Below are 13,962 nucleotides of genomic sequence, written 5' to 3' on the forward strand. Positions count from 1 at the left end.
AGAGACACCATGTCCGCCACCATCGCGACGAACGACCGCAAGGTCTGGTTCATCACCGGCGCTTCCCGCGGCTTCGGCCTCGAGCTGGCCCGCGCGGCACTGGCACGCGGCGACCGCGTCGTCGCCACCGCGCGCCGCCCCGAAGCGGTCACCGCCGTGCTCGGCGAGCACGCCAACCTGCTCAGCGTGGCGCTGGACGTCACCAGCGAAGCGCAGGCGATCGCCGCCGCCGACGCCGCGGTCGCGCGCTTCGGCCGCATCGACGTGCTGGTCAACAACGCGGGCTACGGCCTGCTCGGCGCGGTCGAAGAGGCCTCGGCGAAGGAAGTCGAGCAGCAGTTCGCCACCAATGTGTTCGGCGTGCTCGCCGTGACCCGTGCGGTGCTGCCGCAGATGCGCCGCCAGCGCAGCGGCCATGTGATCAACATCTCGTCGATCGGCGGCTATGCGGCCTATCCAGGCTGGGGCGTGTACGGCGCGACCAAGTTCGCGGTAGAGGGCCTGACCGAGGCGCTGGACGCGGAGCTGGCGCCGCTGGGCATCCGCGCCACCGTCGTCGAGCCGGGCTTCTTCCGCACGGACTTTCTCGACGACAGCTCACTGGTGCGGGTGCGCTCGGAGATCGCCGCCTACGCCGAAACCGTCGGTGCGATGCGTGGCCACATGGCATCGGCCAACCACCAGCAGCCGGGCGACCCGGTGAAGCGGGCCGCCGCGCTGCTGGCGCTGGCCGACAGCGACACGCCGCCGGTGCGGCTGCCGCTCGGCTCGGACACCGTGGCACGCATTGCGGAGAAGCACCGCAAGGTCGAAGCGGAGCTGTCGGCATGGCGGGCGCTGGCGATGTCGACGGACCATGACGACGCGCGGGTGGATGAGGCCGTGCTTGCCGGCCACTGAGGCAATGGAACCGCCCCTTGCCCTCTCCCCGGCCCTCTCCCGCAAGCGGGAGAGGGAGCGGCGTGGCGACGATTTTTCGCCGAGGCAATGGAGCCGCCCCATGCCCTCTCCCCAGCCCTCTCCCGCAAGCGGGAGAGGGAGCGGCGCGTCGCCAGTACGGTCGCCGTCGCAGGATGCAAGCCTGTTTCTCGCGCCAGCGGTTTTCTCCCCTCTCCCGCGGGCGGGAGAGGGGCCGGGGGAGAGGGAGCGCCGCGTCGCCACTCGTATTCGCGGCGCACCGACCCTTGAGCACCAGGCAACAGTCATTTGACGGTCCAGGGCTGTTTCATCCACGCATTCGGCAGCAAAATGCCCCGAATCCCCATTTCCTGATCCCGAATTCCTGGAGCTCACCATGACGCAACCCATTCCCGCCTTCGGCCTCGGCACCTTCCGCCTGACCGGCCAGACCGTGATCGATTCGGTCAAGAACGCCCTGTCCGTCGGCTATCGCCTGATCGATACCGCGCAGATCTACGGCAACGAGGCCGAGATCGGACAGGCGATCGCCGAGAGCGGCGTCGCCCGCCAGGACCTGTTCATCACGACCAAGATCTGGACCGACAACCTGGCCGGCGACAAGCTGATCCCGAGCCTGAAAGAAAGCCTGGCCAAGCTGCGCACCGAGCAGGTCGACCTGACGCTGATCCACTGGCCGTCGCCGGCCAACGCCGTGCCGCTGCCCGAGTACATGGCCGCGCTGGCCGAAGCCAAGGCGCAGGGGCTGACGCGACTGATCGGCGTGTCGAATTTCACGATCTCGCTGCTCGGCCAGGCCATCGACGCGGTCGGCGCGAGCGAAATCGCCACCAATCAGGTCGAGATCTCGCCGTATCTGCAAAACCGCAAGCTGGTCGACTACGCGCGCGGCCAGGGCATCCATCTGACCTCGTACATGACGCTGGCCTACGGCAAGGTGGTGCAGGATCCGGTAATCCAGGCCATCGCCCAGGCGCATGGCGCCACGCCGGCCCAGGTCGCGCTGGCCTGGGCCCTGCAGCAGGGCTTCGCGGTGATCCCGTCGTCGACCAAGCGCGAGAACCTGGCCAGCAATCTGCAGGCGCAGCAATTGCGGCTGACCGACGACGACATGGCGAAGATCGCCACGCTCGATCGCGGCGAGCGGCTGGCCAATCCGGAAGGCATTGCGCCCGCCTGGGATTGATCCGCCGCGCCCGGCCGCTGCGGTTCAGCGGCTGGGCTGCAGCGCCTCGCCCTTTCCCTGCGGCGCCGCGTGCGGATCGCTGCGCGGCACGCCGTTGAACAGCAGGTTCAGCAGCACCGACAGCACGCAGGCCAGCAGGATACTGCTGTGCATCAGCGGCTGCAGCCACTTGGGCAGATGGTGAAACAGCGTCGGCGCGAAGGTCGGCAGCAGCGAGATCGCCAGCGTCGCGGCGACGATATAGACGTTGTGCCGGTGCGATTCGAAATCGACCCGCCCCAGCGTGCGCACGCCCGCCGCGGTGACCACGCCGAACATGAACAGCGCCGCGCCGCCGAGCGCGGGCAGCGGCACGGAGGCCACCACGGTCGCCATCTTGGGGAACAGCCCCAGCACGCACAGGATCACGCCGGCGGCCACCACCACCCAGCGGCTCTTGACGCCGGTCACCACCAGCAGGCCGATGTTCTGGCTGTAGATCGTGTACGGAAAGCCGTTCAGCGCGCCGCCGATCACGCTGGCCAGGCCATTGGCGCGCAGGCCGTCGGTCATCTCGCGCGGCGTCAGGGTCTTGCCGACCACGTCGCCGGTCGCCAGGAACAGACCCATCGACTCGATCATGATGATCACCATCACGACAACGATGGTGGCGACCGCGAGCGGATCGAACACCGGCCAGCCGAAGTAGAACGGCCGGATCAGGTCCACCATCGGCGCCTCGGCGACGCCCGCGAAGTCCACCATACCGAACGGGATCGCGACCAGCATGCCGGCCGCCAGCGCCAGCAGCACCGAGACGTTGGTCCAGAAGCCCTTGAGCCAGCGGTTGATCGCGAGGATCAGCGCGAACACGAAGCCGGCCAGCGCCAGGTTGTGCGGCGCGCCGAAGTCCGGCGCACCCTTGCCGCCGCCGATCCAGTTGACGCCGACCGGGAACAGCGACAGCCCGACCACCATCACGATGGAACCGCCGACGATCGGCGGGAAGAAACGCACCAGCCGGCCGAACACCGGCGAGATCAGCATCGTCAGTAGTCCGCCCGCCATCACCGCGCCGATCACGGCCGGCAGCCCCAGGCCCGGATTGGTGGCGATCACCAGGATCGGCGGAATCGCGCTGAAGGCCACGCCCTGCATCACCGGCATCCGCACGCCGATGCGCCAGAAGCCCGCCGTTTGCAGGATGGTCGCGATGCCGCAGGTGAACAGGTCGGCGTTGATCAGCACGGCCACGGCTTCCTTCGGCAGCTTCAGCGCGGTGGCGATGATCATCGGCACCGCAATTGCGCCGACATACATCACCAGTACATGCTGAAAGCCGAGCATCAGCAGCGGGCCGGTGGCGGGCACCGCGTCGACGGGCGCGCGCGCCGGCGGCGCGGTGTCGCGCACCGCGTTGTGTTGCGCTTTCATGGGGATGTCTCCTCTCGACTCTCGTTGTGGTCGTTGTAACGATCTTGCCGGCGCGGCCCGGCGGCGCCGGTGCCGGCATAGCATGGGGTGCGGCATCGCGGGGTGCCGGTCCGGTGCACGGTGGCCGCGAGGCATCGCCAGGACGCCTGCGCCACCGTGGCCATCGCAACGTCAGGCGAAGCGGAACGGCGTCGCGCGCAGACGCTTGCCGGTCGCCGCAAAGATCGCGTTGCCGATCGCCGGCACCACCGGTGGGTTGGCCAGTTCGCCGACGCCGCTCGGCGCCCTGCCCGACGGCGGCATCAGCTCGATGTCGAGCCGCGGCGCATCGGTGATCCGGACCACCGGATAGTCGTGGTAATTGCTGATGCGCACCGTGCCATGGTCGATCGGCACCTCGTGCATCATCGCCGTCGACACGCCCCAGTACAGCCCGCCCGCGATCTGCTGGCGCACCGAACTCGGATCGACCGCCAGCCCGCAGTCGACCGCGCAGCTGAGCTTGTGCACCGTGATCGCACGCTCCTTGACTTCGACCTCCGCGACCACGGCGATATAGCTCTTGTAACCCTGATAGGTGGCGATGCCCAGTCCGCGTCCGGGCGCGGAAGCCCGCGGCCAGCCGGCCAGCGCGGCGGCGCGGTCCAGCACCGCCAGATGCTCGGGCCGCTCGTGCAGCAGGCGGCGGCGATAGGCCAGCGGGTCCTGCCCCGCCGCATGCGCGGCTTCGTCGATCAGGCTCTCGATCGCAAAGACGTTGGGCACATAGCTGACCGCGCGCCACCACCAGATCGGCAGCTTCGGCTCGACCCGTACCCACGCCAGGTCCAGCGTGCCGATGTCGTAGTAGAAGTCGTCGCGCATCGCCTCGGTGCAGCTCGGATCGACCGGCACCTTGGCGAGGAAGCCGGGATCGTCGGGCTCCTTGATCGACGGCGTTACCGCGCGCAGGCTCAAGGCCGCGATGCCGCCATCGCGATCGAGCGCGGCGCGGGCCTTGTGCACGCTGGCGGTCTGGTAGAACAGGCCGCGCATATCGTCCTCGCGGCTGTAGATCAGCTTGACCGGCTTGCCGACGCGGCGCGAGATATAGGTCGCCTCGAGAATCTGGTGCATGCCCTCGCGCGCGCCGAAGCTGCCGCCGGCCTCGGTCAGATGGATCTTGACCTTGTCGGCCGGCACGCCGGCGATGGTCTCGGCGGCCTGCGCGCAGCGCGACGGCACCTGGATGCCGCCCCAATATTCGACGATGCCGTCGTGCACCCACGCCACCACGCTGAGCGGTTCCATCTGCGCGTGGGCCTTGTAGGGCATCGTGTAGACGGCTTCGACGACCTTGTCTGCGTGCGCGAACGCGGCCGCGGCATCGCCCTTGACCTTGCTCTTGGCGCCGGGGTCGTCGACATGCCGCGCCAGTTCGCGCAGCGCGCCCTCCGCGCTGAAGTCCGCCATGTCGCTGTCGCCCCATTGGATCTTCAGCGCCTGGCGCGCGCGCTGTGCGGCCCAGAAGTGGTCGGCGACGATGGCCACGCCGGGCTGGCAGGCACCGTTGTCCGGCACCGCTGGCCCCATACCGGGACGGAAATGCGCGATGGCCGCGGGAATCTCGGTAGCAAACACGTCGCGCACACCGGGCATCGCCCTGACCTCGGCCGCGTTGAACGACTGCACGCGCGCGTTGATCACCGGCGGATGCACCACGATCGCCGTCAGCATGCCGGGCAGCTTGATATCGACCGCGTATTGCGCGCGGCCGGTCAGCTTGTCGGCGACGCGATAGCTGCTGCGTTCCTTGCCGATCAGCACGAAGTCCGCCGGGCGCTTGAGTGCAACCTCCTTCGGCACAGGCTGGCGTGACGCGCCTTCGGCGAGTTCGCCATAGCCGAGCCGCCGAGCGCCGGAAGCGTCGATCACCATGCCGTTGCTCGTGCGGCAACTGGCCGGATCGACCCGCCAGCGCTGCGCGGCCTCGGCCACCAGCATCGCGCGCGCGGTGGCGCCGGCGCGCCGCAGCGTGTTCCATTCGAGCGGCACGCTGGTGCTGCCGCCGGTCGCGTGCATGCCCCACAGCGGATGGATATAGACCTGCGCCAGCGGATCGTCGGGCTGCACCACGCTGACGCGCGACCAGTCGGCATCGAGCTCCTCGGCCAGCATCAGCCCGAGCGCGTTCTTGACGCCGGTGCCGCTGTCGAACTTGTGTACGACCAGCAGGACCTCGCCTTGCGGCGTGATGCGGACCCAGGCGTTGGGGGCGAAGGCCGCGCCGGAGGTCGATGCACCGCGCGAAGCATCGGCGGACGGGCCCGCCGCGCGCACGCCGCTGGCGCTCAACTCCAGCATCAGGCCGCCGGCCAGCGCCGCCCCGCTCTTCAGGAAGTCGCGTCGCTTCATGCCGGCCTCCCGCTGCGCAGTTCCGCCGCGGCGCGATGGATGGCACGCCGGATCCGGTCATAGGTGCCGCAGCGGCAGAGATTGCCGGCCATCGCCGCATCGATATCGCTGTCGCTCGGCCTGGGCTTTTGCGCCAGCAGCGCGGCGGCCGACATCAGTTGTCCCGACTGGCAATAGCCGCATTGCGGCACGTCCTCGGCCTGCCAGGCGCGTTGCAGCACGTGCAGCGCATCGGGCTTGCCGAGTCCCTCGATGGTCGTCACGCGCTTGCCCGCGACGCTGGACAACGGGGTCTGGCACGCGCGCACCGCCTGCCCGTCGACATGGACGGTGCAGGCGCCGCACAGCCCCATGCCGCAGCCGTACTTGGTGCCGGTCAGGTCCAGCTGGTCGCGCAGCACCCACAGCAGCGGCGTATCCGCGGGGGCGTCCACCCGACGGCGGGCGCCATTGACTTCGAGCTTGGTGGTCATCGTGGTCTCCTCGGCCGCCCCTCTGGCGTGGACGGATCAGGGAAAGCCTAGGTGTCGGGCAACCATATGTGAAATATGATTTCGGAATCCAATCCATACGGATCGCATATGGATCTCCGCCAGCTGCGCTACTTCATCGCCGTCGCCGAAGAAGGCAACTACAGCCGCGCCGCCGAGCGGTTGCATATCTCGCAGCCGCCGCTGAGCCAGCAGATCAAGTCGCTGGAGGGCACGCTGCGGGTCACGCTGTTCGAGCGCGGCCGGCATGGCGCGCGGCTGACGCGTGCCGGCGAGGCGCTGCTGACGCGCGCGCGCCGCATCGTCGAGGACTGCGAATCGGTGGAACGGCAGGTGCGGCGCGTGGCCGAAGGGCTCGAGGGCTATCTGCGCATCGGCATCATCAACTCGGTGATGTACGGCCCGCTGCCGCTGACGCTGCGCCAGTTCCAGCTGCGCAATCCGGGCGTCGAATGGACGCTGCACGAACTGCTGCCCGATCAGCAGTACGAGGCGCTGGCGCGCGGGCGCATCGACGTGGGGTTCTCCTGCAGCGCGGCGGCGCGCAGCGATCTGCGTTCGATCCTGGTCTATGCGCAGCCGCTGGTCGTCGCGATGGCGGCCGACCATCCGCTCGCGGGCGCGGAGCGCGTCTCGCTGCGGCAGCTATCCACCGACGCCTTCGTGCTGCTGAACATGCAGAGCCCGATGATCCGCAACGTGCTGGCCGTCTGCCTGCGCGACGGCTTCGAGCCGCGCGTGATGCACGAATCGATCGACCCGGAGACGGTGCTGGGACTGGTGGGCGCGGGCGTCGGCGTCAGCGTGCTGCCGGCCTCGCTGTCGGCCACGCGGCGCGACGACGTCAGCTACGTGCCGCTGGCCGCGCGCGGGTTAGATGCCGACCTGCATGCGACGGTGCGGCGCGAGCATGCGCTGCCCGCGCTGGAGCGTTTTCTGGCGCTGCTGGAGGAGGTCACGCGGGTCTGGCACCGCGAGGTGTTCGGCGATGGTGCCGCGCGCGGCGGCGCGGGCTGGCCCGGGGCGGGGAAGCGTGACGTCCCCCGAACGGTCAAACGCAAGGTCAGGCCGGCGTCATCACGACCTTGATGCAGCCGTCGTGCTTGTCGCGGAAGGTCTCGTACATCGATGGACCATCGGCCAGCGTGACCCGATGGGAGATCACGAAGGTCGGATCGATCTGCCTGTCGATGATGCGCTGGAGCAGATCGTCGGTCCAGCGATTGACATGGGTCTGACCGGTTCGGATCGTCAGGCCCTTGTTCATCAGCGCGCCCATCGGGATCTTGTCGACCAGCCCGCCGTAGACGCCGGGAATCGACACGATGCCGCCGGGCCGGCAGACATAGATCATTTCGCGCAGCACGTGGGGCCGGTCGGTCTCGAGCATCACCGCCTGTTTGACGCGGTCGTAGATCGAATCGAGCGAGCGCGTCGCGTGCGCTTCGAGGCCGACCGCGTCGATGCACTTGTCGGGGCCCTTGCCATGCGTGATCTCGTTGAGGGCTTCCAGCACGCTCTGGTTCTCGAAATCGATCACCGTCACGCGGTCGGGGCCGAGCTGCTGCGCCATGCGCAGGCGTTCGGGCACGCGGTCGATCACGACCACCTGTTTCGCTCCCATCAGCAGCGCCGACAGGATGCAGAACTGGCCGACCGGTCCCGCGCCCCAGATCGCGACGATATCGTCGGGCTGGATCTCGCATTGCGCCGCGGCCTGCCAGCCGGTCGGCAGGATGTCGCCGAGAAACAGCACCTGTTCGTCGCTCAGTTCGGCGGGCACCTTGACCGGCGCCACATCGGCATAGGGCACGCGCACGTATTCGGCCTGGCCGCCCGCATAGCCACCGGTCAGGTGGGTGTAGCCGAACAGGCCGGCGGTGGTATGGCCGAACATCTTGTCGGCCGCTTCCTTGTTGCGGTTGGTCCGCTCGCACACCGAGAAATTGCCGCGCCGGCATTGATCGCATTCGCCGCAGATGATGGTGAACGGCACCACCACGCGATCGCCGACGCGCAGCCGGCGGTTCTCCGCGCCGACCTCGACGACCTCGCCCATGAACTCGTGGCCCATGATGTCGCCATGCTCCATCCCGGGCACGAAGCCGTCGTACAGATGCAGGTCCGAGCCGCAGATCGCGCAGCTGCTGACGCGGATGATGGCGTCGCGCGGGTGCTCGATCACGGGATCGGGAACGGTGTCGTAGCGGATATCGTGCTTGCCGTGCCAGCAAAGGGCTTTCATCGCGGCCTCCCCAGGGAAGAGCGGCACGCCAGTCGCGCCGCATGGGGCGGGAATGCAAGCGCTGTTCCACGGGGATGGCGGGCGGGCGGGAGTCCTGAAGTCTCCCTTCGGTGGCACGGGGCGGCGCGAAACTTACACGTGGGGGAAGAAGTTTCAAGCGGGCCGAAGGCGGAACGAAACGAGCGCCGACGCTCGACCGGTGCGTGTGTTGTCTCCCCTCTCCCGCTCGCGGGAGAGGGGTTGGGGGAGAGGGCAGCGGCGCTCGCCATCGCCATCACGGCTTGATCCGCCCGTTCCCTCTCCCCGGCCCTCTCCGCAAGCGGGAGAGGGAGCGCGTTATCGCGAGCGGGAGAGAGAGCCCGAAATTGCTAGCGGGAGAGGGAGCGCGATATCGCTAGGGCAACGCGCGTCGGCCGATACGCGCGTCAGCCCGGCAGCGTGATCGTAAACGTCGTGCCGCGCCCCGGCGCGCTGTCGACGCCGACATGGCCGCCGTGGCGCTCGACCACCGTCTTGACGAACAGCAGCCCCAGACCGCTGCCTTCGCGCACCGGGCGGCCCTCTTCCTGCAGCCGGCTGAACGGCTGGAACAGCCGGGCCTGCTCCTCCGGCGCGATGCCGGGCCCCTGATCCGACACCGACACCAGCAGACCGCCATCGCTGCCGTCCTCGTGACGCACGCGGCCGGCGCGCACGGTCACGGTGCCGCCCGGCGGGCTGTACTTGACAGCGTTGTCGATCAGGTTGGAGACGGCACGCATCAGCAGCGCCGCTTCGCCATACAGCATCATCTCCTCGTTGCCGGTCAGCACGGCGACGGTCACGCGCCGCGCCTGTCCCAGCGCCCACAGCGAATCCGCCGCGTCCATCAACACCGTGGTCAGGTCGATCTCGGCAAAGCGCAGATGCTGCGACTCGGCGCGTGCGAGCTGGATGAAGTCGTCGGCCAGCGCCAGCGTGCGGCCGGCGTGATGGCGGATCCGTTCGAGCAGCACCGGCAGTTCCAGCGCGCGGGCCGGGTCGGCCTGCAGCTCGACGAGCGCCAGGATCGACGCCTGCGGCGAGCGCATGTCGTGCGAGATGAAGCGCAGCGTTTCCTCGCGCTGCCGCTCGGCCAGCCGCACCTGCGTGATATCGATGAAGCTGATGCTGAAGCCGGCGACCTCGCCCGCGTTGCCGCGCAGCGGCGCGCCGCGCAGCAGCATCGCGCGCTGGTCGTGGGTCTGCAGCTCGACCCCGGCGCGCTCGCCGCGCGTCGGTGCTGCGCCGGTGTCGGCGGCGCGCTTGAGCCGATCCCAGTAATCGAGTCCGCCCTGCGGCGGCGCGAAGATGTCGGCGATCAGCGTGTCGAGCAAGGGGCGCGCACCGCCCTCGGTATTGAGCGCCGACAGCAACCGCGGGGACAGCGCAACCGCGCCGGCATTGGCCAGCAGGATGCTGCCGTCGGCATCGCAGATCACGGTGGCATCGGGCAAGTTCTCCAGCCCGTCCGACAGCAGGCGGCGCAGGTCGCGCTGCCGCGTGATCATCCGGTACAGCGCGCTCATGCGTGCGTCCAGCGTGCCGCCGGCCAGCGGCGGCGTGCGCTTGCCGCCCGGCAGCGCGGGCTCGCGTTCGAGCCGGGCGACTTCCGCCGACAGAAAGCTGAGCGCCGATTCCTGCCGGCGCCAGCTCCACAGCGGATAGAACACCAGGCAGGCCAGAATGGCCGGCACCGGCGAGAACCACAGCCGATCGAAATACATCAGCCCCACGCTTGCACCGAACAGCCCCACCATTACCGCGGCGGTAACCAGCAAGGCATCGCGCGGCGACATCAGCAGCGCCGCCAGGCAGGCCAGCAGCACCGGCAGCAGCGTCAGCGACCAGTACCAGGCCGGTGGCAGCGGCACGATGCCGTTGTTGTCCAGCAGCGCCTGCGCGGCATTGGCCAGCAGCTCGACGCCGCTGATGCCGGCGCCGTTCTTCGACAGCGGCGCGGAGAACATGTCGCCAAGGCCGGTGGCGCCGGCCCCGACCAGCACCAGCTTGTCGCGGAACATCTCGGGCGGAATGGCGCCGCTCAACACGTCGATCGCCGACACCGTGCGGAAGGTGCCGATCGGTCCGGCGAACGGAATGCCCAGGCGATAGCGGCGATGCCATTCGCCGGCCAGCGTCTCGTCGACCGGCACCTGGCGGTAGCTCGTCAGCGGGCGATCGGGCTGGCCGAACTGCACCAGGCGCACGACGAAATGATCGAGCATCTGCCCCGGCAGGCCCTCCTGCAGATAGATATGGCGGGCCAGTCCATCGACATCGGTGGCGATATTGATATGGCCCACATCGGCGCCCAGCGCCGGCAGCGGATAGCTGAGGCGATAGCCGTCGCGCACCGGCTCGGCCAGCGCGGGGATGATCACGTTGCCGGCGCGCGCCATGCTGACCGCCAGCGCCTCGTCGTCCTCGGGATGGCGCCAGTCCGGCTCGACCAGCAGCACGTCGAGCCCGATCGCACGCGCGCCGCCGTCGGCCAGCCGATCGACCAGCCCGGCCAGCAAGGAGCGGCGCCACGGCCAGCGGCCCACCGCGGACAGCGACTCATCGTCGATCGAAACGATCAGGATGTCGTCGCGCGGCGCATGCTGTTGCGCGGCGATGCCGATGTCGTAGACGGCCAGGTCCAGCCGCTGGCTCGCGCCGAAGTCCGCGCGCACCGCGGCCAGCACCATGACGAGCATGGTCAGCGCCAGCCATTCGATCAGCGTGCGTCGATGAAAGCCCGCGATCAGTCCGCTGCCCGCGGCCGTGCGCAACTGGGGCAGGCGGAAGCGGCTATCCGCCACGGCGCACACTGCCGCTGGCAGTACCGATCGGAGCCCCCGTGCCGTCGCGCAGATGCTCGTGGATTTCGATGCGTTGCGGTGCCGAGAACGGCGACTCGCTGCCGTCGCGCTCGATGCGTGCCACGCGCACGTAATAGACGCCGGCCGGCGGACGCGGCAGCGCCGCGTTGTCGGACTCGATGCGCTGGTCCTGCAGGGGACGGGCAAAGCCGGGATCCTCGGCCAGCTGCACGCGATAGGCCAGCGGTGCGAAGGCCTCGGACTGGTCGGCCGTGCCCCAGCGCAGGCGCAGCGCGCCGCCGTTGTCCTCGACCACGGTGACGCCCGGCGGCGGCGGCAGAATGCGGAACGCCACCGGGGCGCTCCACGGTCCCGCCTGCCCCTTCGCATCGACCGAACGCACGCGCCACCACCAGTTGCCGGGCGCGAGCGTCTGCCGGGCGGACGCCTCCCGCGTGCTGCCCTGCGCGGCCAGCGTGCCGAACGTCGCGTCCGGTGCGATCTCGAAGCGATACGCGACGGCGCTGTCGACCGCCGCCCATTGGAATTCGGCCACGGTGCCGTGCACCGTGCTTTGCGGCGCCGGCTCGACCGTGTAGGGCGCGGGCGGATTGAGCCGCACCGTCAGCGGCGCGATCGCGGCGTTGCCGGGAATGCGGTTCCTGTCGATGGCACGCACCTCGAGATAGACCGGGCCATCGGGCAATCCGGTCAGCGCCGCGGCCGCCGGTACGACGGTGCCGGCGAAGACCGCTTCGGTACGCTCCGCGTCGCGCGTGACCCTGACCTGATAGCCGATCGCGCCCTTGACGGGCTGCCAGCCCACTTCGGCGTGGCTGGCGTAGATCGGCTCGGTCGGCACCGCGCTCAACGTCGGCGGCGCCAGCAGGGTGTGCACGACTGCATCGCCCCCTGCGCCGACCGCGACGCCGTGGCCGGCCCCGACCGTACGCCGGGCGCGCCGCGAACGTACCGCCACGGTGCCCTCCAGCACCGCGCTGCGGTTGGCTCGCTGGCCCGGCTCGCCGGGCTGCCCGGCATCGACCGCGTAGCGGGTGCCGCGCACGCCCGTGACCATCATCGGCGTGCGCACCTCGAAGCGGCCCACGCCGGTTCCGCCGGGGGCGACGCGCGACTCGATGCCGCCATGATCGACCTGCATCACGGTATCGCCCAGTCCGGTACCGGCAAACACGCGCAGGCGCTTGACCTGCAGCCGCGTGTTCGGCGGCATCGCGACGCGGCTGCCGTCCGGCAATTCGAACGTGACCAGGCCATCGGCGCCGGTTTGCAGCCAGGCCGCCTCGTCGACGCGCATGCCGGGCCGCAGCGCGGCGCCATTGGCATCGGCCTGGCCGACCACCGACACCACGCGCGCGCTGGCGACCGTCACCGGAATGCGCGCCAGCGGAATCCGGACATGGGTGCCGACCGGCAGCCGATACGGATCGGCGACGCGGTTCAGCGTCTTCAGTTCGCGCCAGACATCGGCGCGGCCGGTATAGCGTTGCGCGACCCGGAACAGCGTGTCGCCCGGCTCGACCTCATGCAGGAAATATTCGCCGTCGGCGCCGGCCGGGCCCGCCTGTGCCGGCGCGAATGCCAGCAGCGACCATGCGGCAACGGCCACCCGCAGGGCTGCGGCCGCGCCGATGGCCCCGGCAATCCCGCCCCCGCCTTCCTTACGCACCATCGGCCGGCCCCGCGCAGCGCTCGAAACGATAGCCGTAGGAGTACACCGAGGCGAGCCGCACGCCGTTCTCGGGCCGCAGTCCGAGCTTGATGCGCAGCCGGGACAGATGGGTGTCGAGCGTGCGCGAGCTGGCGCCTAGCGAGCGGCCCCATACCGCCTGCTCGACGACATCGCGCGGCAGCAGCCGGTCCATGTTGCGGAACAGATAGAGCGCGAGATCGAACTCGCGCGGCGCGATATCGACCTCGACGCCGTTCAGGCTGGCGGTGCGCGCGACGGGGTCGAGCCGATAGGCGCCCACCACGATCGACTCGTTGGCCGGCGCCGACGGATAGCTTCGGCGCAGCAGCGCGCCTACGCGCGCCAGCAGTTCGCCGCGCCGCACGGGCTTGATCATGTAGTCGTCGGCGCCGCCGGCCAGGCCCGTGACGATGTCCTCTTCCAGCGAACGGCTGGTCAGGAACAGGATCGGCGGGTACTGCCCCGAATGCAGCCGGACGTGGGTCACCACGTCATAGCCGCTGATATCGGGCAGTTGCCAGTCCATCACCAGCAGATCGTACGAGCGTTCGCGCATCGCGCGCAAAAAGGCCTTGCCGCCCGAAAAACTGTCGCAGGTATGTCCCGCGCTGACCAGGATCTGCTGGATCAGCTCGGCCTGGCTGGGATCGTCTTCGACCGATGCGATATTCATATTCTTCTCGGTTACAGGTCGTCGTCATTCGTCTGCCCGGCTCGGCGGCTCGGCGGCTCGGGGTTGACGAGAGGCGCGACATCGTGGATTCGCTCAATACAAT

At 69.4% G+C, this 13,962-nt stretch carries 10 protein-coding genes; 3 read left to right on the forward strand and 7 right to left on the reverse strand.

Annotated features, from left to right (window positions below):
• Positions 1-9 precede the first annotated feature (9 nt).
• Together J5T34_RS21970 and dkgB are read left to right on the forward strand one after the other, a co-directional pair.
• A complete protein-coding gene (locus tag J5T34_RS21970; protein ID WP_208582999.1) occupies positions 10-900 on the forward strand; it encodes an oxidoreductase in 891 nt (296 codons plus the stop codon).
• Positions 901-1,294: 394 nt separating this feature from the next.
• On the forward strand, positions 1,295-2,104 hold the full coding sequence (gene dkgB, locus J5T34_RS21975; protein WP_208583000.1) for a 2,5-didehydrogluconate reductase DkgB: 810 nt from the start codon (positions 1,295-1,297) through the stop codon (positions 2,102-2,104).
• Positions 2,105-2,128: 24 nt separating this feature from the next.
• Here the strand turns inward: dkgB and J5T34_RS21980 are convergent, their stop codons facing one another.
• The 3 genes from J5T34_RS21980 to J5T34_RS21990 all read right to left on the reverse strand — a co-directional run bounded on the left by J5T34_RS21980 (position 2,129) and on the right by J5T34_RS21990 (position 6,384).
• Positions 2,129-3,517, reverse strand: a complete 1,389-nt coding sequence (locus J5T34_RS21980) for a nucleobase:cation symporter-2 family protein (RefSeq protein WP_208583001.1) — start codon at positions 3,515-3,517, stop codon at positions 2,129-2,131.
• Between the two features lie 171 nt (positions 3,518-3,688).
• The gene (locus J5T34_RS21985; protein WP_208583002.1) at positions 3,689-5,911 is read right to left on the reverse strand and encodes a xanthine dehydrogenase family protein molybdopterin-binding subunit; all 2,223 of its coding nucleotides are present in this window, start codon (positions 5,909-5,911) and stop codon (positions 3,689-3,691) included.
• Positions 5,908-6,384 (reverse strand): (2Fe-2S)-binding protein, encoded by a 477-nt coding sequence (locus J5T34_RS21990; protein ID WP_208583003.1) that lies wholly within the window; start codon positions 6,382-6,384, stop codon positions 5,908-5,910. Before J5T34_RS21990 ends, J5T34_RS21985 begins: the two co-directional genes overlap by 4 nt.
• A 108-nt stretch (positions 6,385-6,492) precedes the next feature.
• Here J5T34_RS21990 and J5T34_RS21995 point away from each other — a divergent pair, with 108 nt between their 5' ends.
• Positions 6,493-7,491, forward strand: a complete 999-nt coding sequence (locus J5T34_RS21995; RefSeq protein ID WP_208583004.1) for a LysR substrate-binding domain-containing protein — start codon at positions 6,493-6,495, stop codon at positions 7,489-7,491.
• On the opposite strand, the gene J5T34_RS22000 is transcribed toward J5T34_RS21995, so the two are convergent.
• From J5T34_RS22000 to J5T34_RS22015, 4 genes are all read right to left on the reverse strand, one after another.
• Positions 7,466-8,647, reverse strand: coding sequence for a zinc-dependent alcohol dehydrogenase (locus J5T34_RS22000; protein WP_208583005.1), 1,182 nt, complete (start codon positions 8,645-8,647; stop codon positions 7,466-7,468). The genes J5T34_RS21995 and J5T34_RS22000 overlap by 26 nt on opposite strands.
• Before the next feature lie 425 nt (positions 8,648-9,072).
• Positions 9,073-11,472: a CHASE2 domain-containing protein gene (locus tag J5T34_RS22005; RefSeq protein ID WP_347880683.1), complete on the reverse strand. Its 2,400-nt coding sequence runs from the start codon at positions 11,470-11,472 to the stop codon at positions 9,073-9,075.
• Complete coding sequence (locus tag J5T34_RS22010) at positions 11,462-13,165, reverse strand: FecR domain-containing protein (RefSeq protein ID WP_208583006.1); 1,704 nt, start codon at positions 13,163-13,165, stop codon at positions 11,462-11,464. Before J5T34_RS22010 ends, J5T34_RS22005 begins: the two co-directional genes overlap by 11 nt.
• Positions 13,155-13,859, reverse strand: a complete 705-nt coding sequence (locus J5T34_RS22015; protein WP_208583007.1) for a response regulator transcription factor — start codon at positions 13,857-13,859, stop codon at positions 13,155-13,157. Before J5T34_RS22015 ends, J5T34_RS22010 begins: the two co-directional genes overlap by 11 nt.
• Positions 13,860-13,962 lie beyond the last annotated feature (103 nt).

Source organism: Cupriavidus gilardii (assembly GCF_017598945.1).
GTDB lineage: Bacteria > Pseudomonadota > Gammaproteobacteria > Burkholderiales > Burkholderiaceae > Cupriavidus > Cupriavidus gilardii_E.